Raw genomic sequence first — 19,984 nt, forward strand, 5'->3', positions numbered from 1 at the left:
GCTATATCCCCTTAAATGCAGCCATCAGCTCGTCATATAAGCCGAAGAATTGGGATTTTTTCACAAGCTCAGATCGTTGCATGATGCCACTGGTCACAAAGTCGCCTTTCACCGTTTCCCCGAAATGCGCATCGTCGTAACGGAAACGATAGATCTCTTCCATCACGACGCTATCGCCTTCTAGGCCAACAATTTCAGAGATACTGGTAATTTTACGGGAGCCATCACGTAACCTATTAACTTGAACGACCATTTGAACGGCACTGACGATTGTTCTTCGAATCGCGTCAAGAGGTTGGTTCAAATTCGCCATCATCACCATGGATTCAACACGAGCAATCGCATCTCTCGGTGTGTTAGCGTGCAACGTAGACATCGAACCATCATGGCCAGTATTCATTGCTTGCAACATTTCAAAGGCTTCAGACCCACGACACTCACCCAATATGATTCGGTCTGGGCGCATACGAAGTGCGTTGATCACCAAATCTCGTTGCGTTACCGCACCGGTTTGTTCCACGCTGGACGTTCGAGTTTCTAATCGGACCAAGTTCGGCTGTTGCAAACGCAGTTCCGCAGCGTCTTCAATCGTGACGATGCGTTCATCTTCTGCAATGTATTGAGACAATGCATTGAGCAGCGTAGTCTTGCCTGAGCCTGTACCACCTGAAATTAGCACATTCATTCGACAGCGAGACGCAATCATGAGCACTCTTGCCATATCTGGTGACATGGTTCCAAAGCCAATCAAGTCCTCAAAACCAATGTTCTGCTCCCTGAATTTACGTATCGAGATTGACGTCCCATCCAACGCAATAGGTGGGATAACAATGTTGACACGGCTACCGTCATCGAGTCGGGCATCAACCGTTGGAGACAGCTCATCAACACGGCGACCAACACGTGAAGCAATACGCTTCGCAATGGCTAAGAGTTGTTCTTCATTTACAAATGTGACTTCTGACTTTTGAACTTTCCCGTGTCGCTCAAAGAAAATATGGTTTGGTCCATTCACCATAATATCGGAGATAGACTGGTCTTCGACCAAAGGTTGCAAAGGCCCTAAGCCAAAAAGCTCATCAATTAAGCTTTTCACCAACCCAGACTTCATCATGGAAGTGATCGGTCGTTGGTAGCTGTTCGCAAGGAGGTCTACCGCGGCTTGTATCTGGGCCTCAAGATCTCGACGGCTCATTTTCTGAACCGCTTCAGCATCTAACGCTTCAAATATTTGGCCACGAAAAGCGAGATATAAGTCTTTGTTAGAACTCATTTAGCACGCACCTTCTTTAACCACGATCCCATGCCTTTTTGATCAACAGGTTGGCCATTGATCAGCTTCACCAATAACTCCATAGAGCGACTGACGTGGCGATCATGTTTATGGCCTCGCTTACCATCAATGATGATGTGTGAAAGCGATTTGCAGTAAGCCACTTCTAGGTCCACATCCGCCCCTAAGTATTTGGTTAAGTCAGGCTTCTGCAATACATAAGCATTTTCTGGTCGATGGTAGTTCACGACCGTAATAACACGAGTGCGAGATGCGAGTGTGAGCTGCAAATTCGACATTTTTTCAAATAACCGCTTTGCGCTTCTTACCGAAGACACTGATGCGTCTAATACCAAAACAACCACGTCGAAGTTTTCTACCAAGAGTTGAGGTTCAACTTTGAAATCCACGCCACCAGAGAAATCTTCGATAATGAAATTGGTATTTCTTGCCAAAAGGTCACAAAGCGTTTGGTTATAGTTAAGGATATCGGTCTGACTCATATCCCCATCAATCGCTAACAAACGTAGGTTTTTTCGTGCATTAAACAGATAGCTCAATGCACCTTCTTCATCCATTTCATGCAATGGCGCGGTAAACTCATCGATACCGCGGGGTTTAAAGTCTTTTAAGCCCAATAAGACATCAATATTGGTATCAGTGTATTGGTGATCAACAAGGATGGTATCCGTGCCCTGAGTAGACAGTAGTGAACTCAACTCTGTTGTGATAAATGAGGCACCAACACCACCTTTTGCTCCCACAACTGCAACACGTTTTGCTTTGCGTTTTTGGCTGACACCCGAAAACGTCTTTAGGTTCTTGCTAACATGATTTAAGAAGTCAGCAAATTCCTGTTTGTTCACTGGCCAAAAAACATAATAGAAGCCCATATCTTTCAGCGAACGCAGCGTCGAAATAGCATCCTCTTTGCCAATTACGACCACGCCTTTATGCGTAGGCAATTTGCTGGCAAAAGATTTGGCGTCTTCAACAACGTTATTGGATTCATTAAGCTCAAGGATAACAATGTGACTACTCTGCTGTTCCGTTAACTTAGTTAATCCAGCATTGGCTTTGACACATTCAGGGTCATTCCAACCTTCAAATCGAAACACTTCCTGAACTAGGTTCAAACACTCTTGTGATTGATAAAACAAAGTACAACCAGCAACGCCAGTCGCGGTGGACTGAGTAGGCTTAGCCTTGGTGCTTAACGCTTTGGTCAGATCAAACATGTTACTCTCCCACCAATCTAGACTTGTAGGACACTTGTTTTAAACGCATTGACTCTACAAAGCAGTCAGGTTGACCTAGTTGGACGTGAATTTGTGCAGGCGTACATTGCTGAGTCTTCATGCGCGTTAACGTCACTTGAATGCTGAGATCATTCGATAAATGAGGTGCATTGCGGAACGTCACTCTTTGCGGCGCGACAATGTGTGACGGATATTGGCTAAATATCTGCTCTAACATCGTCTTGCTACGCGTTGATCTGTAATCCACCACGTAAGTCGCCTCTTTATCCATCGACTCAATATCGTGAATCAGTTGCTTAATCTGCTTGGTGGTTTCCGCTTGTTTTTTGATCGAAAATTCGAAATTGTGGTGTTCTTTGTACACCAAAGCTTCAGCTCCGTTACCACCAAAATAACGCTCTGAAGCGCAACCAAAGAGGGATGAAGTCAATAAAGTAATGAGTACGAGTTTCTTCATTGAATGAAACCTCCTTCAGACAATAAGCGAATCGTTGCATCCGATGTCACTGGGGAATTACCCTCGGAATCAATATTCAACCAACGCGCCAATGTTGATGTTTTTTTGATATATGGGAGTTGAATGTCTTTTGGTTTCATTGGCTCAACCAGATTTACCGTCGCCACGATGATCAACTCAGTGCGTTTTCTGTCTGTCGTTGCCTTACGGAATGCCGCGCCAAGTACAGGGATATCGCCGACAAAAGGAATCTTCTGCATTTTTTCTAAATCGGTGCTGCTCATTAGCCCACCTAGAATGAAGCTATCTCCGTCTGCTAACTCGACCGTCGTTAACGCTCGACGCGAAGCCAGCTGTGGCACTTTTATACCAGCCGCCTCTACATAGCTTTCTACTTCGCTGACTTCTGGGGCTAATTGCATTCGGATCTTATCTTGGCTAAGTACCTTCGCGGTAAGGTCCAACTTAATGCCGAACTCTTTAAAAGTGATATTGACATTGCTGTCCGTCGATACGATGACCGGCACCTCTCCACCAACGAGGAAACTTGCCGATTCGCCGGAGAGTACGGTTAAATTAGGCTCAGCTAAAACTTCAGCAATTTGGTCATTGCCTAATGCTGTAATCAACGTGCTTAAATTTGCAGCGTCAAACTGATCAAAAACAAACTCACCGACGCTAGAACCCACAGAGCTCCAGTCAACGCCTACTGTTTTTCCAAATGATTCGGTGACTTGAGCAACGGAAATTTTGACGTTCACTTGTTGAGTCGTAGCGACTTCAATGCGTTCGACGATCCCTTCCCATGTCATATTTCGCGCGAAAACCATTCCCTCCGGCTCTTCATAGTCGGCACTTTCAGAGCTGAACTCCAACTTCTCGGCTTTGTCCCATCGCTCTGTCTTTTCTCGGCCAAGTAGTGTTGCAACCAATCGATAGATGTCATCACGCGTTGCTTCGGAATCAACAACACCACTGACGGCAACTTGCTCACCAACAGACTGAACCTTGACCTTAGCATCTGGAAAATGGAATTTAAGCTGGCGTCTGACTTCGCTTAAGTCCAAATCAACAATAATGCGATCAGAGAGCAGCACATCATCATCAATCCCGTACACAATCAATCGTGACTGCCCTATTCCATTAGCGAATACCACCAATGTGTTATCATTGATGATTTTATAATCCGCAATATCAGGATTACTGATGAAGACCTTTCCAATTGGTGTCTTAAGCTGAATATGTTGTCCATCATTGAGCGTAATGGAGCGATTCGCCGCATAAACATTTGTTACGCACAGTAAGCCCATAAAAAAGAGCACGATAGAACGGTAAACTGATTGCTTCATTTGAGGTTGTATTGTCATTACAGAGCCTCTCTTGGGTTGTTGACGTTTCCGCGCAACTCGTCAATACCAGTGTAATTATCAATAATATTGCGCACTTCTGCGTACTCAGGCTGCTTGTAGGTTTGGCTTCGGTATATTTCGATGTGCATAGTTCTTTGGGCTAACGCAAGTTTGGCTAGGTCATCAGGTCTAACTTCAATGACCACAGTCGTTAAACCGTCTTCTTTACTCGGGGCTCGTGCAGTAACAGAACTGTTTTCCCCTTCTCCATCACCAATGTTGAGCACTTTAATATGCTTGAGGAACATTGATGCTTTCACGCCTCTGAAGCGCTTTGGCTTATCAATGTTTCCCGCTAAGTTATCATTTGGAGAGCTCACCGTAAGGACATCAATGTATGAACTTGGTCGGATATAATCATTGATTAGATTCTTGTTGCTCACTTCGAGTGGATACAACGTCATTCCCTCCGTGACGAGAAGATCGATATACCCAGGCTGACCAGACGCGACTTGGTATTCTGGCAACACAACTTCGCCAGGATTCAAATCTCGATTCAATAAAACGGAAGGGGAAAAACTGATTTCAGCGTCTTCTCTCACACCAAGCGTCAATGCCTCGCTAAGTGGGAGCTGTCGTTTTATGACGCCTTGAGCACTGATCGCATGCCCTTTTTCATACGCTTCTGTGGTCGTCCAGACAGCAACATGCTCTTCTTCTTTGTTATCTGCCAATTCAGCGGTAGTTGCTGACTGAGGTTCGCTTTTGAACAAATCGACAACGCCTAGCGCGCCAACTATCAAAGCAACAATAGCAACAAGTAATACCAGTCGAGATCTCATAACGTGCCTATTTTGGGAGGTTTATATATGTGGCGTATTTTGAGTTAAAATTACTAAGTAAAATCCAACGCTAATTGCTATTCCATATGGGATTCCCTCTTTATTACTCGACGTGTTGCTTATTAGCTTTTGACCTATCAAATAAATAACAGCTAAAAAACCACCAGCAAAAGCCGTCAAAATATAGGCCCACGGCAAATCATGTAAAGGGATTGAAAGAGATAAGACAGCGGCATACTTAATATCACCTGCTCCAATCGAAATCAGAGCGTAAAGTATTAACCCTACCCCTAACACCAGCAAAAAGGTTGTTATTTGAATATCTAACGGTGAAAAAAAACTTTGCAACAAGAGGAGTATGAGCAAGGTGTAATTATGTATTCTTCGACAAATAAAATCGACAAATGAAACATAAACACACGCAATTGCCAATACTAACAAATACCATTCATGACTCAAAAATAAGACTCTCAGGTTAACTTTTCTGGTTTATTTTCAAAAAACATTTATTAGATAATCTGAATTAACGATGCCAGACCAATGAAAACCATAGGTCTGGCACAAATATCTATCGATATTATCTACATAAAACCAAAGGGTAATATGTTTAATTATGGCGTTGGTTTAGTACCAGCAGTTTTGATCGTATCAGCAATCGTATCAAACGCATTACCCAGCTCCTTAATGAAGCCGTTATCACCTACCGCTACGCTAACTAGCACTGCCATTGCAACACCAATTAGACCATATTCAATCGCCGTTACACCACGCTCATCGTTTTTGAATTGCGACAAAAACAGGCCTGTTTTCACGTACAATTTAGTAATCATGTTTTGTTCCTATGAAGTGAATTTACAAATGCAGCCCCATATTAATTAATACTTCCTTTCAACAGAAAATAGCCCTTATTGATAAAATCGATAGGCAATCGAAAAAACAACCAAACAAAAAGCAAAGGAAGTCGAACAAAAAACACACAAAACCATATTTTACAAATGGTTACCTTAGTAAAGCGGAGAAGAATAACAAAAATCACTTAAATTAAAACAATGCAAATGATGAGAGGTAGATCATTTATAGAGTAATAAACTATCTACATGATAATTGATTTTATCAAAATGATAAATTTTTGTAATGAATCCTTATGCAAGATAGTAATATGGCAAGAATGAAAGCTGCACTCTTAAATAACTATGCTTTATAAAACGTGTTGAAATACGAGCATCATCACGCTATTGTGTTGCAAATATACAAATTACAATTCAAAAAACTAAAATTTGCTTGCTTTTAAAAGGTTGGTCGAATCATGAAACTGCATTTCGAAAATATTGTTTCGTTTGTAGCTGTAGTTGAAGAGGGTTCATTTAGTTCTGCTGCTCGTAAGCTTGGTAAATCCCAATCTACCGTTAGTACTGCTGTTCAAAATCTTGAATCAGACTTAGGCTTCAATTTATTTAATAGGCAGTATTCTAAAGTCTGGTTGAATGAAAAAGGGAAACGCCTATTTCATTTATCAGCCCCTGTTGTTTCAAAGTACCGCGAATTGATGACAACAGCTCAACAAATGAATATCTCGGAACAAATTGTTTACCGCGTTGGAATAGATCCATTGGTATTCAATCAGGAAGTAAAAAAAACACTGTTGGATTTCTCAGAAGCATTTCCTAATGTGGATCTGCTGGTTGTCACTAAACCAAGTTTTGTATTAGGAAATTACATTAACGAAGGAAAAATAGATCTTGCCTTAGGAAACCCGTACCACAAAACGGGAAACGACTTTAACATTGATGAATTGTTTCACGTCAATTGTTGGTGGGTAGCTCACGAAGACTTAACGCACATTGGTGGTCGTCCATCACAACGCGTTCTTTTAATGGATGGGTGCGAAGAGTTACTCAATTTATCAAACATCGCCGCCTATAATTTGTGGAGGCTTGATGATTTAGGGACCATCCTAGACCTATGTAAAGCCCAAAAAGGCATCGCATTTTTGCCGGAGTTTCTTATAGAGGGGAACATAAAAGAAAATAAGCTAAAGCTGATTAACGACCACCCCGATTTTTTTGGCAAAAGAGTCATTGCCTCCCTTTTCTGGCCGCTACATTCTGACTTTAGTTTGTTTAATCAGTGGATCAAAGGGGAGTTGCAAAGTAGCTTAAGAAACCAACAAACATTCGTTGCAGACCTGGCACAATAACGCTCCGTTAAGCTTTTAACGAAACTCACTTTCGAATAAAAAAGAGCCGCAAACTGCGGCTCTTAGTTTATTTAGTATTCAGGCAAAAACTTATTCTTTACCAAAGACGTTGCTTTCTTGTTATTGCACACGGATGAGCGAAGTACGTTTGACACGACTCAGTGCTTATCCACCACTCTCCAAAAGCTATAACAACGTTGTTGAGAAGAACTTATCAAGTTTAGTGACGGCTTGATCAACATACTTGTTTTGATCGTAGAGGTCGAAGTGTTGCGCCCCTTTAATCTCAAACAACTCAGCGTCAATACCAGCATCTTTACCACGTTTTACCGCCACTTCGCTAAAATACGCCGATAGCGCTTCAGTCCCAACGACAGCCAAGAAAGGAGTGTCGCCAAGTAACGCCATGTTTTCTGATGGATTATAAGCGTAGCGTGTATCTAGAGACATAGCAGCGCGCATTGGCGAATAGTTCTCAGCACTGCCACCACGCTCAGGGTTACGATAGTAATCAGCAGCGCGAACCCAAAACTCATTCATGGATTTGGCTTTTTCTGCAGATGGAATACCATCAACAAGCACGACCTCACCTGTTTCGTAGTACTTTTGACGTGCCTCGCTCGCCATTTGGATCTGCTGACGATATTGCTCAACCGGATCGCCCGTAAGTTGGTCCATATACTGAGTTGCCCCACCCATACCATAGTCAGTAAAGTCAACAAAGCCGCTGACTGTTGCTACAGAGTCTAAACGGGTATCCTGCATTGCAACTTGTAAGCTGTAACCAGCACCAGAGCAAATGCCTAGCTCACCGATGCGCTGAGGGTCAACGCCTGGAAAATGACTCAAGAATGTAATGGCATTCTTGATATCTTCAACCTTCATTGGCGCATTTTCCATACCGCGAGGATAACCACCGCTTTCACCGTAAGTACGATGGTCAAAAGCTAAGGTAATATAGCCTTTTTTTGCCATTTTCTCGGCGTAAATACCTGCGGTTTGCTCTTTAACCCCACTGGCTGGCGTAATCACTACAAGTGCTGGATAGTTTTTGCTTTCGTCATAATTGGGTGGCAAGAACACATTGCCAGCAATACGAACATTCTCACTAAGAAAAGCGACTTTATTTTTGCCATCGTGATAGTCAGCACCTAAGAAGGTTTTCGCAGCAACAGATGTTGTTACTAAAACGGCACTCGCAACTAACGAAAGGGGGATTAATTTAGTAGTTTTCATATCTTACTCCATAGATTTCTGAGATTTGCAACGTTCCCCGCTGCAACAGGTGTATGTTATGAAAACCATAAGTGTTGATATATAGCACTCAAATCAATTCACTGTTGCTATCAAACAACAATTAAAAAGATACATTTATAGAAATTGTCACAAGTATCCGTAAGTAAGGCATGACTTAATCGCTGAAGAGGTAGCTTAAAGCATGACAATTCTGGCTAGCCATAGCTTGCCGCCGTTTTTTTATTCGACTTTTTGCGCTCTGGGTTGAACTAACCGGTATCCTCTCGCCAGCATCACTTCTAAACAAAAAAGCCAGCGTTGAATCCATCAACACTGGCTTTTGTTTAGTTAAACCGAAACGGGAATCAGTCTACAAAATATGGCTGGTGTTCTTCAGTCAAAGCACTGTCTTTCGCAAAGTCAGTATGCTTAGTTACATTGCTCACGTTCCAGTTAGATAAGTCTTGGTTAAATACCTTAGCCTCAGCGAACATGCGATCCATATTCAGCACGTTCGATGTATCCCAACCACCTATACCTTTGTTAAATACCTCCGTATAAGAAAACATCCAGCTCATATCCTTAACATTAGATGTATCCCAATTTCCTATATCTTGGTTAAAGGCCTTCGTATAACCAAACATGTAGCTCATATCCACAACATTCGATGTATCCCAATCACCTATATCTTGGTTAAAGGCATGAGCAGTAGCAAACATCCCAGACATATTCATCACATTCGATGTATCCCAACGGCCAATATTTTGGTTAAAGGCTTTTGCATTTGAGAACATCGCTATCATATTCATCACATTCGATGTATCCCAGTGGCCTATATCTTGGTTAAAAGATTCAGCTCCAAGAAACATCTTAGACATATCCCTGACGTTCGATGTATCCCAATAACCGATATTTTGGTTAAAGGCACTGGCTTCCCAAAACATATATCTCATACTACTTACCTTGGACGTATCCCAGTAGCCGATATTTTGATTGAACGTAGAAGCCCCCCTAAAAATTTCGTCCATTAGTGACACATTAGACGTATCCCAATAACCGATATCTTGGTTAAAAGCTTGTGCATAAGCGAACATGTCTTGCATATCCCTTACCTTGGACGTATCCCAGTAGCCGATATTTTGATTGAACGTAGATGCCCCAAAAAACATTGAACCCATATTCGTTACATTCGATGTATCCCAATCACTGATATCAGCATTAAACGATTCACGATCCCTAAATAAACGGTTCATATCCGTTACCTGAGTGGTACAAAATCGAATTTTCCCTTGCTCTAGTGTATCTAGCATCGTCTTGTCTTTGATTAGAGCGTTATCCACTACTACATAAACTTGCCCGTTTTCAATCATCACGGAGTTAACGGCTTGGTCTGGGCATTTTACTGAGATATCAGCAGCAAAAGCGGTTTGGCTGGCAAGCGCAGCTGCGCCCACGAGAAGTGAGGTTATGGTTCTTTTCATTGTATTTTCCTAGGATTGAATAGACGTTATTGTGTAAAAGTTGGAAGGCTATCTTCAGACAAGCCACTGCCTTTAGCGAAGTCGATATGGCGTGAGACGCGCTTGACGTCCCAGTAGGTTAAGTCTTGGTCAAAGCGCTTGGCGCCGGAGAACATTCGGTCCATATTAGTCACACGAGAGGTGTCCCAACGGCTGATGTCCTGATTGAAGTATTGGTCTTTAGCAAACAGGTCACTCATGTCTGTTACGTGAGTGGTGCAGAGCTGAATGTTGCTATCCAGAAAGTTTTGCCAGTAGTCTGAATTGCGGATTAACTTGTCATTGACGACCACAAACAACTCATCTTCTAGAACCATCACGGTTCCTGGTTTGTTGGACTCACAGGTAACTGTTTCAGGCTCACTAGCAAAGGCTTGGCTACAACTTAGTAGCGCACAGGCGGAAATAATCGAACGTAGCTTCATGATTAAGAGATCCGAGTCTTATAAAACGAATCTCGATCATATAAAAAGCAATTTTGTCAGTTTCACTAATAGAGGCTTTAAATTAACTAAATCAGTAAAAATGCATTCTTTAGTCCAATAAATACCTCACATTAATAACAGAATTCATTATAAAGAGAGAGCTTTGTGAGATGTTCCGATAATTGTGTTGAATATAGTCAGTGTATTTTCCAACCTTTACTTAATTAACGACTATTCACCGTATCAGTACACGTGTTAGGTATTTCGTTTTCTTGAGCAAAAAAAAGAGCCGCAAACTGCGGCTCTTAATTTATCTATTTCAATTTAAGCAAAAACTTATTCTTTACCGAATACGTTGTTTTCTTGCTCTTGTACGCGGATGAACGTAGTACGCTTGGTTAGCTCTTTAAGCTTTGCTGCACCTACGTAAGTACATGTTGAGCGAACACCGCCAAGGATGTCTTGGATAGTACCGTGAACGCTGCCACGGAATGGTAGAAGTACAGTTTTACCTTCAGCGGCACGGTAGCCAGCAACACCACCAGAGTGCTTGTCCATCGCGCTCTTCGACGACATTCCGTAGAATTTCATGAACTGCTTGCCGTCTTGCTCGATCACTTCGCCGCCTGACTCTTCGTGGCCAGCAAGCATACCGCCTAACATTACGAAGTCAGCGCCGCCGCCGAATGCTTTTGCAACGTCACCCGCACATGAACAGCCACCATCACCAATGATCATGCCGCCAAGGCCGTGTGCAGCGTCACCACACTCAATGATTGCAGAAAGTTGTGGGTAACCAACACCTGTTTTAACACGTGTAGTACATACAGAACCTGGGCCGATACCCACTTTCACGATGTCTGCGCCCGCTAGGATTAGCTCTTCACACATGTCGCCAGTTACTACGTTACCTGCAGAGATAACTTTGTCTGGGAATGCAGCACGTACGCGTTGTACGTACTCGACTAGGTGCTCTGAGTAACCGTTCGCGATATCGATACAGATGAAGATAAACTCATCAGAGATCGCCATGATGTCTTTGGTTTTTTGGAAGTCTGCATCAGACGTACCAGTAGACACCATTACGTTGTTTAGTGTTGTTTTGTCTGCTGTTTTCGCAAACTCTGCCCAGTCTTCTACTGTGTAGTGTTTGTGAACAGCGGTCATTACACCATGCTCTGCTAGTGCCTTCGCCATTGCGAAGCTACCAACCGAATCCATGTTCGCCGCAATTACAGGTACACCAGACCATTGACGGCCACTGTGCTTGAATGTAAAATCGCGGGTTAAATTTACTTGAGAACGGCTCTTAAGGGTTGAACGTTTCGGGCGAAACAGTACATCTTTGAAACCTAACTTAAGTTCTTGTTCGATACGCATTGTGTAATTCCTTGATTCATAAGTATATGTGTCATCTCAGAGTGCGTAGTGAAGTCGTTGGCAGACGAGTTCACTGTTCTTCGGACACAAAAAAACCGGAGCGTTGGCAGACGCTCCGGTTTTCAGCATTATAGGTCGTGATTTATTTCCTACAAGTCTGATATTTGAATTTTTTTTGTGATACCATCTTGGAAATCGCATATCAAAAACACCTCACCGCTCTCCAAAACCATAACTTTATTAACAATATCAAACAGTTAAAGTCACCCTCTATTTAATCCTTTGCGCAAACCTTTGCGTTAAACAATGGGAATTTTACCGTTCAACCTCTCATAAACGTTCAAAATTACACCAAACGATACTTATTAGTCGGTTTGTACAAGAATAATTTTCTATTTTTTTTCACGCTCCACATCACTTTTCTGCCACTTTTTTGAGTGTATCAAGCACGCACTAGCTCTCTGTAACGTTTATAGCGCATCGAAGTGATTCAATAACATCACTTGCTAATAACCCAATTTCGCCTTTTTGTTGAACATTAATGTCCGCAGCGTGACTATGGAGCATCACTCCCAAACGTGCAGCAACAGCAATAGGTAACCCTTTGGCAAGCAGTGCGGCAATGACACCGGATAACACATCCCCCATACCGCCACTGGCCATTCCCGGATTTCCGGCAAGACAAACGTACATTCTCACACCATCATAGATGAGCGTCCCTGCCCCTTTAAGTACAATGACACCTCCATAACGTTCATGAAGTTGTCTTGCTGCGGTAAAGCGATCTTTCTCTATGTCCTTTGTAGAGACATTAAGTAAACGTGCGGCCTCTCCTGGATGTGGCGTCATAACGCGTTGCTCATCTCGTAAAACCACGACGTCGTTACGCTGATTCAGCATCGCAAGAATATTGAGTCCGTCTGCATCAACGACTTTAAGTTTGTGCTGCTGAGATAAGTATTGATAGGCTTGATGCGCCCATTCATCCTCACCGAAACCAGGACCGAATGCCAAGACATCCGCCCAACGTGTCCGTTTAATCAGTTCGTTGCCCTGCTCTTTTAACTCATCAAACGTAATAGCCTGACTCATGACTTCCGGCGCACCAACTTGCAGTGGCAACAATGAGCTTGGATGTGTGACAGAGGCGGTTAACCCAGCCCCTGCTCTTACCGCGGCGGAGGCACACAAACGAATAGCACCAGACATGCCTTGATTACCGCCTATACATAAGAGCTTGCCATTATTCCCTTTATGGGCTGTGGCTTTTCTTTTTGGTAATAGCCTTTTAATGATTTGATAATCGATGCCCAAGGCACTTTCTTCTTCAATCGACTCGAACTCAACGTTTACACCTAAACCAGAAAAATGCAGCTCACCGACGTAGTCTCTTGCCTGCCCTGTGCATAAGCCTTGCTTCACACCAATAAAGGTCACCGTATGATCCGCTTGTATGGCATCTCCGAGCACGGAACCTGTGTCTGCACTTAACCCCGAAGGAATATCGATTGAGATGACCGGACAATGAATTTGATTAACTTGATCAATGTAGCGGCGATACTCATGCCTTACTTCACCAGAAAGCCCTGTACCAAGCATGGCATCAATGATCACATCCGCCTCTAAAAGTGCAGTGTGCCAATCATCCCAAGAGCTATTCTCGCCATCCACAGATTGCCAATCTTCAAACGCTCGCAACGCATCCCCTTTCAATGATGTGGCGTCACCTAACTGGAAGACACGAACATTCAACTGCGCTTGTTTGGCAAGCGTGGCAAACACGTACCCATCGCCCCCGTTGTTGCCTTTACCACAAACAACCAAGACTGTTCTTGCTCTGGGGTACAAATGAAGAAATCGTTCATATACTGCCATACCTGCGCGTTGCATCAGGCTATACATAGAGACGCCCGCCATTTGAGCTGCGATGACCTCTCCTTTTCTGACTTGTTCTGCAGTGTAGAGTTTAAGAGCGAGATTAAAGTCCATTTTGATCTTCTACGTATTGGGGGAACACGATTTAAGTATACAAAAAAGCCGAGGCGAACCTCGGCTTTTACCATGCTTATTTTTTCAAGCTTACTTTTGGTCTTTCACCATCAAGGCTTCTGCGGTCGCATCTTGAATCGACAGGAACAACGAATTGATTTTCCCTGTTGGGGTACGCATTGGATTTAGCGTCACGTTTTGGTACATAAACTCGGCCTGTTGAGTGACAGGACGAACGTTGCGACATCGGAACAAATACGGACGCTGACGCCAAGTAATAAAACTGCGACAACCCAAATCGTAGACAGGTTTCGTCTTAAGCTTAAACCACTCTTGTGGGATTTCAGGGAAAATATCGAAAATAGAGCGGCCAATCGCCTCGTGTGATTGCAAACCACTGTGATGAGTCATAAATCCGTTCCACACTTGCACGTTATATTCTTTATCTATAACGACCAAGCCCATATCGACATTCTGCACCATGTCGACCATCCAATGGAATTGTTCAAATTCTGCAGGTAGATTCAGCATTAGAAGTCCTCCATCAAGTACGACAGTTTGTTATCCAGCAACGGTAATGACTCATCAACGAACATAAACAGAAGATCACAACGAATTGAAGTGCCTTCGATGTTGTAGCTCACTTCAAAGGTCATGGTACGACTGAACGCGCCCGTGGTTGATTCGATAATAGAGTCAATCGATATATGCTGGCCGAGCAAAACTGGAGGACTTTGGAAAAATCGGACTTCAGATTGCTCGCCTAAACCATTCAAGAAAGAACCAACCAGAATGTTGGAGATATCCATCAGCAGCTCGAGCTCTTCTAACTCTTCACTGTCTGCTGGCACCTTCATCAGTTTCTTAAGATCAGAAACACTGGAGTCACTCAAGAGTACGAGTGCTTCACCCGCGATCCCTTCACCACAAAAACCTTGGCACACACCAGAGACGTTGTCTTGTGATGCCAAATCACGTAAAGCCATGTGAAGCTCGCTGACTTCGAAGATGTTTACGTTCGGTAATGGAAGTTGAACAAACACATCGAAATGACGTGCTAGGGCATCCGCTGCCCGGCCAATAGAAACGTTCGCCACTTCCATATAAATATCGCGGCGACGTAAAATCGGCAGCTCAAGCGTGATAGGTGTGATCACCTGAGGGCGTTGATCGGGTTCGACAAGCTCTCTTAACGTCGCCTTAAGCTCATCTTTTCCAATTGGCTTTTGAATAAACGCTTTAGCACCAAGCGCGAATACACGCTCTTTCGCTTTTGGTTGGATATCACCAGACACAACGACGACGGGCGTCTGGATGCCAAGGCGCTTCATATTTTCTAATGTTTCAAACCCATCCATCTCTGGCATGGTCAAATCTAGAAACATCAGTTTGAATTCTTTTTGCGCGAGTTCTTCAAGCGCGTTTTTACCGTGAATGGCAAATGTCACGTCTGCATTTAATGTTGCTGGCAGTGATCTTGCCATCTGTTTGCGTGCTAACGCTGAATCATCACAGATGAGTACAGGAAAAGACATTCAACCACCTTTAAATATTCAACAATCTGCGCAGGAGTCTATCAGATTGTTCGTGCGATACAGACAAAGAGTTGTCGTTTTTTGTTTACTGGGTAAGCATACGCAATATGAATAGATGAGTGAACCTGAGAAAGCAACTATTCCTAAATTCACGGCACATTTAGTGACATAAAACATGAGTGATTAAAACTTCTACAGCCCTTGATACGCAAAGGGTTGCGCTACCTAGAGCAAAACCACTCAAACCGAAAAGGAAAAAGGCACCCTATGTTAGAGTGCCCTGCCAATAGTTCATTTATATCGCTTTGAAGTGTGCTTTCTATGGCACACCGTGACCTTTTGATGCAACCCAAACTCGGTACCATTGTTCACGAGTTAGCTCAATGCTTAACGCGTTGACTGCACTATGAACACGCTCGATTTTACCAGAACCAATAATTGGCATCGGCTTAGAAGGCAAGCGACGTACCCAAGCGTAAATCACTTCGTCGATGCTGTTTGCCCCCACTTCTTCTCGGATAGCTTCTAGCTCGTTACGAACACGAACGGCTTGTTCGCTGTCGCCGGTAAAGATAGCGCCGCCGCCTAAGCATGACCAAGCCATTGGACGAGTACGAAGTGCTTGCATTTGGTCGAGTGTGCCATCGTGAGCAACCTCGAAGTTAAGCGGGTTAATTTCCACTTGGTTAGTCACAAGAGGCTTACCTAAACGCGATTGCAATAGTTCGAATTGACGAGGCAAAAAGTTAGACACACCAAAATGCTTCACTTTACCGACTTTATGTAGCTCAGTGAATGCTTCTGCGACTTCGTCTGCATCCATCAATACGTCGGGACGGTGAATCAACAGGACATCAATTTCATCCACTTTTAGTCGCTCAAGCGAATTATTCACCGATTGATAAATGTGCGCCGCACTTGTGTCGTAGTGGTTGATCTTACGCTCTGGCGTTTTGTCACCACACAAGTTGATGTCACACTTGGTCACGATCTGAATTTGCTCACGAACGCTTTTGTCCAGTGCGAGTGCTTCACCAAACAGCGCTTCACATTCGTAGTTACCATAGATATCTGCGTGATCGACGGTGGTAATACCTAACTCAATATGTTGCTTTAGGAATGACAGACGCTCTTGAGCCGTCATGCCCCAATCTACTGCACGCCAATATCCTTGAACCAGTTCAGAAAACTCTGGACCGTTTGGTGCAGTCACTACTTTTGCAACCATGGGTTTTCTCCTTTTCTTAATCTGCTTTCATCCTAGTCTTGTTTTACCGTGGGCTCAACGGGTAAACTTTCGCAATTCGAACTGGAGTACGAATTATGTCTTTTGCCCAACGATTAGCGACTTTAATTGGCGAAGAGAGCATCAGTGGTTTTGCTCGACGCGTCGATGTTTCTGAGGCGATGATTCGGAAATATCTGAAAGGCAGTGAACCAAGTTTAAGCAAAGCCAACCAAATCGCGATGCGTGCAAACTGCTCTTTAGAATGGTTAGCGACAGGTTGCGGTTATCTCTATCGCCAAGCAGAAGTAGTAGATATTGCCGCTTACAAGCTGGCGTTCCAACATGTCATGAATGGAACGATCTCTCAGGTTGAAGAAGCACAACATCGCAAACTGATTGCGGGTTATCAGTACTTACGCGCACACAAAAAGTCAGATGGTTTTCTTGACGAATCAGCTATGGCGACGTTTCTTGCCCTACATAATGAATCTAAAGGCGAGTGATGGTTAACTCTAGCATCTCACCATCACTCGTTAAATTAGCCTTAACTTTTGGCAACGATGCTTCAAATTCTTGAGCCCGTAGCCAATCGAGTGTTCTAGGTGCGTCTTGAGGATATTGATTCATAAGCAATACGACGTCCCTATCTACCGATTCAGGCGATTGCTGTTGCAGTGCTTCACGTACATCATAATGCTCGTCCCCTATACCAAGCGCACTTACCACAAAACCGTCTTTTCTCAAATTCAGAATAAGATCACTCAACGTTTGCGCGTCATATGCCGCTAAAAACGATAAAGTCATGCTCTGATTTCTTAAGGTTAGCTCACCATAAAGCGCTATATTGTAATAATAAAACTCATCTAAACACATGACCGTCATTTGATTGAAGGCATCACATTCATACCATTCACCACCTTGCTTTATCACTTCTCTTACCTCTGTCAACGGCTTATCGGACAACAATGCCTGCCACCAAAAGCCGTTCGCAAATGAAACATGAGTGTGGAAAAAAACAATGAGTGAAAAGCAAGTGACAGCAGATAAGGAAAGACGCGACATGATTGAGTTTTCTGTTCTTCAGTGAGGTTGAGACTCGAAGATCATTACGGTTTGAAAGAAAAATGACAAGGTCAGAGGTCGAAGTTTGGCAACAAAAAAGCGGACCTTCTAGCCCGCATCAATCTTGTATAAAGCCTGAATAGCGTAATCCCTCACGCTGAGAACCATTACAAAATACAAGATATCACACCCTTTACATTAATCAACACTCCATACTGTATTTTAGACAATACAGAAATTTAGTAGCAGGCATTAAAAAGGCGCACTTTTGCGTGCGCCTCTGCCTCGTGACTCAATCGTGAGTATGCGAATCGGGAAGTCTATTGATGCATCCCGAACAAATAACGAGGAATTTCTGTAGGGTTTGAATCCATCCAAATTGTGTGTAAAACCTCACATCCCTCCTTCTGAAGCAGTCATGTTGCTTTACACTTAAAGCATGGTTCATTTTGCTCAGAAAACAAGGCGACCCAATAAAAAAATGTCGTCATATATGGGATCAATAGCACAATATTTATCAATATTTGGACAAAGGAGACTTGAACCGCTCAATAGTGGAAAGCTAAATTGCATCTTTATTGATTAGGTCTAGACTCTCGTCAGCGTATAATTTCTTTCGTCCCTTCCAACTTTATTTTCAGGAGAATCTGTTAATGACCAAACGCGAGAGAATTGTTAAATCTGTGTTAGCGCACGTACCGAAAGATGCGATTAACCAGTTTGTCTCTCGAGGGTCAACGCCAACATCATTCTCCGTTCTCGTTATGGCTGCAGTCGTTGGCACGTTAGCCGGCCTTGTTGGTACTTATTTTGAAATCGCCGTTCACTTTGTATCAGAGACTCGTACCGAGTGGCTTAAAAGTGAAATTGGCAGCGTGTTACCGCTTTGGCTTGCCGCTATTTTGATCAGTGCAACGCTCGCTTTCATTGGTTACTACCTTGTACACCGCTTTGCCCCAGAAGCCTCCGGCTCAGGCATCCCTGAGATCGAAGGCGCGATGGACAATATTCGCCCCGTGCGTTGGTGGCGAGTCATTCCCGTAAAATTCTTTGGCGGCATGGGTGCTTTAGGCTCAGGTATGGTGTTAGGCCGCGAAGGTCCTACCGTGCAGATGGGCGGTGCGGTTGGCCGTATGGTCACTGACATTTTCAGAATTAAGGATGACGATACTCGACACTCGCTTTTAGCATCCGGAGCGGCAGGCGGCTTGGCCGCAGCGTTCAACGCACCGTTGGCTGGTATTATGTTTGTGGTTGAGGAAATGCGTCCTCAATTTCGCTACTCATTAATTTCTATTCGCGCAGTGATCATCTCTGCGATCATGGCGAACATTGTCTTCCGGGCGATTAATGGCCAAGAAGCGGTGATTACCATGCCGCAGTATCAATCACCAGAGCTACAATCATTATGGTTGTTCTTATTACTGGGGTCGCTCTTTGGCGTGTTCGGAGTGGTCTTCAATAAACTGATCACCATTGCACAAGACAGCTTTGTTGCACTTCACAAGAATGACCGTAAACGCTACTTAATCACGGGGACCATCCTCGGCGGCGTATTTGGCTTATTACTGCTTTACGTACCTCAATTAACCGGCGGCGGTATTGGGTTAATCCCTGATATCACGAATGGCAACTACTCTATCTCTATTTTAGTGATGTTGTTTGTTGGCCGTGTCATCACCACCCTACTTTGTTTTGGTTCTGGCGCGCCTGGTGGTATCTTCGCACCGATGTTGGCTTTAGGTACTTTATTCGGCTATGCGTTTGGGGCAAGTGCAGATATGTTGTTGCCGTCTCTCACTATCGAGCCGGGGGTGTTTGCTATTGCTGGTATGGGTGCGTTGTTTGCAGCAACTGTACGTGCGCCAATCACTGGTATCTTGCTCGTTATCGAGATGACTAATAACTACTATTTGATCCTACCTCTCATTATTACAAGCTTAGGTGCCGTAATTGTGGCTCAATTACTTGGCGGACAACCAATTTACAGCCAGTTACTACATCGTACGCTTAAAAATGACAAGTTACGCCAACAGGACCTACCAGAAAATCAGGGCTAACGTTACATCCCCTATTGACGGCAAGGTGCTTGGGGATAAAGGCTCCAAATAATCTTTCATATAGAAGATTCATTTGGAGTCAGTAATTTTTCGTTTTTGCAACTCTCGAACTCATTTCGCTACCAAACTCACAAAACTCCCATTCGTTGATATTTACCCAGCACATTTAAGG

General features: G+C 43.6%; 19 protein-coding genes. 3 read left to right on the plus strand and 16 right to left on the minus strand.

Going from position 1 to position 19,984, the window contains the following annotated elements:
- Window position 1: 1 nt before the first annotated feature.
- From ATB76_RS13825 to ATB76_RS13850, 7 genes are all read right to left on the minus strand, one after another.
- Window positions 2-1,273, minus strand: coding sequence for a CpaF family protein (locus tag ATB76_RS13825; protein WP_038880823.1), 1,272 nt, complete (start codon window positions 1,271-1,273; stop codon window positions 2-4).
- Window positions 1,270-2,511 carry a P-loop NTPase gene (locus ATB76_RS13830; RefSeq protein ID WP_042605640.1) on the minus strand — a complete coding sequence of 414 codons (1,242 nt, stop codon included), beginning with the start codon at window positions 2,509-2,511 and terminating at the stop codon, window positions 1,270-1,272. Before ATB76_RS13830 ends, ATB76_RS13825 begins: the two co-directional genes overlap by 4 nt.
- Window position 2,512: 1 nt before the next feature.
- The gene (locus tag ATB76_RS13835) at window positions 2,513-2,989 is read right to left on the minus strand and encodes a hypothetical protein (RefSeq protein ID WP_061035493.1); all 477 of its coding nucleotides are present in this window, start codon (window positions 2,987-2,989) and stop codon (window positions 2,513-2,515) included.
- Window positions 2,986-4,356, minus strand: a complete 1,371-nt coding sequence (locus ATB76_RS13840; RefSeq protein ID WP_042600395.1) for a pilus assembly protein N-terminal domain-containing protein — start codon at window positions 4,354-4,356, stop codon at window positions 2,986-2,988. Before ATB76_RS13840 ends, ATB76_RS13835 begins: the two co-directional genes overlap by 4 nt.
- Window positions 4,356-5,180, minus strand: a complete 825-nt coding sequence (locus ATB76_RS13845) for an RcpC/CpaB family pilus assembly protein (RefSeq protein WP_061035494.1) — start codon at window positions 5,178-5,180, stop codon at window positions 4,356-4,358. The genes ATB76_RS13840 and ATB76_RS13845 overlap by 1 nt, the downstream gene beginning before the upstream one ends.
- 21 nt (window positions 5,181-5,201) lie before the next feature.
- Window positions 5,202-5,639 carry a prepilin peptidase gene (locus ATB76_RS27265; protein ID WP_081094913.1) on the minus strand — a complete coding sequence of 146 codons (438 nt, stop codon included), beginning with the start codon at window positions 5,637-5,639 and terminating at the stop codon, window positions 5,202-5,204.
- Window positions 5,640-5,791: 152 nt separating this feature from the next.
- Window positions 5,792-6,010 (minus strand): Flp family type IVb pilin, encoded by a 219-nt coding sequence (locus ATB76_RS13850; protein ID WP_038868088.1) that lies wholly within the window; start codon window positions 6,008-6,010, stop codon window positions 5,792-5,794.
- Between the two features lie 476 nt (window positions 6,011-6,486).
- Between ATB76_RS13850 and ATB76_RS13855 the strand changes: the two genes are divergently transcribed.
- Window positions 6,487-7,377, plus strand: a complete 891-nt coding sequence (locus ATB76_RS13855) for a LysR family transcriptional regulator (protein WP_045423962.1) — start codon at window positions 6,487-6,489, stop codon at window positions 7,375-7,377.
- A 186-nt stretch (window positions 7,378-7,563) separates the two neighbouring features.
- Here the strand turns inward: ATB76_RS13855 and ATB76_RS13860 are convergent, their stop codons facing one another.
- From ATB76_RS13860 to ATB76_RS13895, 8 genes are all read right to left on the minus strand, one after another.
- Window positions 7,564-8,613: an alpha/beta hydrolase gene (locus ATB76_RS13860; RefSeq protein WP_061035495.1), complete on the minus strand. Its 1,050-nt coding sequence runs from the start codon at window positions 8,611-8,613 to the stop codon at window positions 7,564-7,566.
- A 365-nt stretch (window positions 8,614-8,978) separates the two neighbouring features.
- Window positions 8,979-10,094: a BspA family leucine-rich repeat surface protein gene (locus tag ATB76_RS13865; protein ID WP_061035496.1), complete on the minus strand. Its 1,116-nt coding sequence runs from the start codon at window positions 10,092-10,094 to the stop codon at window positions 8,979-8,981.
- Between the two features lie 26 nt (window positions 10,095-10,120).
- Complete coding sequence (locus tag ATB76_RS13870; protein WP_045370939.1) at window positions 10,121-10,558, minus strand: BspA family leucine-rich repeat surface protein; 438 nt, start codon at window positions 10,556-10,558, stop codon at window positions 10,121-10,123.
- 336 nt (window positions 10,559-10,894) lie between these two features.
- Window positions 10,895-11,938 carry a GMP reductase gene (locus tag ATB76_RS13875; protein WP_005435637.1) on the minus strand — a complete coding sequence of 348 codons (1,044 nt, stop codon included), beginning with the start codon at window positions 11,936-11,938 and terminating at the stop codon, window positions 10,895-10,897.
- A 453-nt stretch (window positions 11,939-12,391) separates the two neighbouring features.
- Entirely contained in the window at window positions 12,392-13,927 is a 1,536-nt protein-coding gene (locus ATB76_RS13880) for a bifunctional ADP-dependent NAD(P)H-hydrate dehydratase/NAD(P)H-hydrate epimerase (protein WP_061035497.1), read from the minus strand.
- 90 nt (window positions 13,928-14,017) lie between these two features.
- Window positions 14,018-14,458: a PAS domain-containing protein gene (locus tag ATB76_RS13885; protein ID WP_038875327.1), complete on the minus strand. Its 441-nt coding sequence runs from the start codon at window positions 14,456-14,458 to the stop codon at window positions 14,018-14,020.
- Window positions 14,458-15,462: a response regulator gene (locus ATB76_RS13890; protein WP_038873114.1), complete on the minus strand. Its 1,005-nt coding sequence runs from the start codon at window positions 15,460-15,462 to the stop codon at window positions 14,458-14,460. Before ATB76_RS13890 ends, ATB76_RS13885 begins: the two co-directional genes overlap by 1 nt.
- 319 nt (window positions 15,463-15,781) lie before the next feature.
- The gene (locus ATB76_RS13895; protein WP_042600383.1) at window positions 15,782-16,690 is read right to left on the minus strand and encodes an aldo/keto reductase family oxidoreductase; all 909 of its coding nucleotides are present in this window, start codon (window positions 16,688-16,690) and stop codon (window positions 15,782-15,784) included.
- A 95-nt stretch (window positions 16,691-16,785) separates the two neighbouring features.
- Between ATB76_RS13895 and ATB76_RS13900 the strand changes: the two genes are divergently transcribed.
- Window positions 16,786-17,193 carry a helix-turn-helix transcriptional regulator gene (locus ATB76_RS13900; protein WP_042600381.1) on the plus strand — a complete coding sequence of 136 codons (408 nt, stop codon included), beginning with the start codon at window positions 16,786-16,788 and terminating at the stop codon, window positions 17,191-17,193.
- Here ATB76_RS13900 and ATB76_RS13905 read toward each other — a convergent pair.
- Window positions 17,180-17,620 (minus strand): hypothetical protein, encoded by a 441-nt coding sequence (locus tag ATB76_RS13905; protein WP_146067534.1) that lies wholly within the window; start codon window positions 17,618-17,620, stop codon window positions 17,180-17,182. The genes ATB76_RS13900 and ATB76_RS13905 overlap by 14 nt on opposite strands.
- Window positions 17,621-18,405: 785 nt before the next feature.
- Between ATB76_RS13905 and clcA the strand changes: the two genes are divergently transcribed.
- Window positions 18,406-19,812, plus strand: a complete 1,407-nt coding sequence (gene clcA / locus ATB76_RS13910) for a H(+)/Cl(-) exchange transporter ClcA (RefSeq protein WP_038875343.1) — start codon at window positions 18,406-18,408, stop codon at window positions 19,810-19,812.
- Window positions 19,813-19,984 lie beyond the last annotated feature (172 nt).

Source organism: Vibrio sp. MOR3 (assembly GCF_001557775.1).
In the GTDB taxonomy this organism is placed as follows: Bacteria; Pseudomonadota; Gammaproteobacteria; order Enterobacterales; family Vibrionaceae; genus Vibrio; species Vibrio jasicida.

Coding starts and splice junctions, on each gene's coding strand:
- ATB76_RS13875 (WP_005435637.1), bottom strand. CDS start 11,938: ATGCGTATCGAACAAGAACTTAAGTTAGGTTTCAAAGATGTACTGTTT.
- ATB76_RS13870 (WP_045370939.1), bottom strand. CDS start 10,558: ATGAAGCTACGTTCGATTATTTCCGCCTGTGCGCTACTAAGTTGTAGC.
- ATB76_RS13830 (WP_042605640.1), bottom strand. CDS start 2,511: ATGTTTGATCTGACCAAAGCGTTAAGCACCAAGGCTAAGCCTACTCAG.
- ATB76_RS13825 (WP_038880823.1), bottom strand. CDS start 1,273: ATGAGTTCTAACAAAGACTTATATCTCGCTTTTCGTGGCCAAATATTT.
- ATB76_RS13890 (WP_038873114.1), bottom strand. CDS start 15,462: ATGTCTTTTCCTGTACTCATCTGTGATGATTCAGCGTTAGCACGCAAA.
- ATB76_RS13845 (WP_061035494.1), bottom strand. CDS start 5,180: ATGAGATCTCGACTGGTATTACTTGTTGCTATTGTTGCTTTGATAGTT.
- ATB76_RS13900 (WP_042600381.1), top strand. CDS start 16,786: ATGTCTTTTGCCCAACGATTAGCGACTTTAATTGGCGAAGAGAGCATC.
- ATB76_RS13840 (WP_042600395.1), bottom strand. CDS start 4,356: ATGACAATACAACCTCAAATGAAGCAATCAGTTTACCGTTCTATCGTG.
- ATB76_RS13865 (WP_061035496.1), bottom strand. CDS start 10,094: ATGAAAAGAACCATAACCTCACTTCTCGTGGGCGCAGCTGCGCTTGCC.
- ATB76_RS13855 (WP_045423962.1), top strand. CDS start 6,487: ATGAAACTGCATTTCGAAAATATTGTTTCGTTTGTAGCTGTAGTTGAA.
- ATB76_RS13895 (WP_042600383.1), bottom strand. CDS start 16,690: ATGGTTGCAAAAGTAGTGACTGCACCAAACGGTCCAGAGTTTTCTGAA.
- ATB76_RS13835 (WP_061035493.1), bottom strand. CDS start 2,989: ATGAAGAAACTCGTACTCATTACTTTATTGACTTCATCCCTCTTTGGT.
- ATB76_RS13860 (WP_061035495.1), bottom strand. CDS start 8,613: ATGAAAACTACTAAATTAATCCCCCTTTCGTTAGTTGCGAGTGCCGTT.
- ATB76_RS13880 (WP_061035497.1), bottom strand. CDS start 13,927: ATGGACTTTAATCTCGCTCTTAAACTCTACACTGCAGAACAAGTCAGA.
- ATB76_RS13850 (WP_038868088.1), bottom strand. CDS start 6,010: ATGATTACTAAATTGTACGTGAAAACAGGCCTGTTTTTGTCGCAATTC.
- clcA (WP_038875343.1), top strand. CDS start 18,406: ATGACCAAACGCGAGAGAATTGTTAAATCTGTGTTAGCGCACGTACCG.
- ATB76_RS13885 (WP_038875327.1), bottom strand. CDS start 14,458: ATGCTGAATCTACCTGCAGAATTTGAACAATTCCATTGGATGGTCGAC.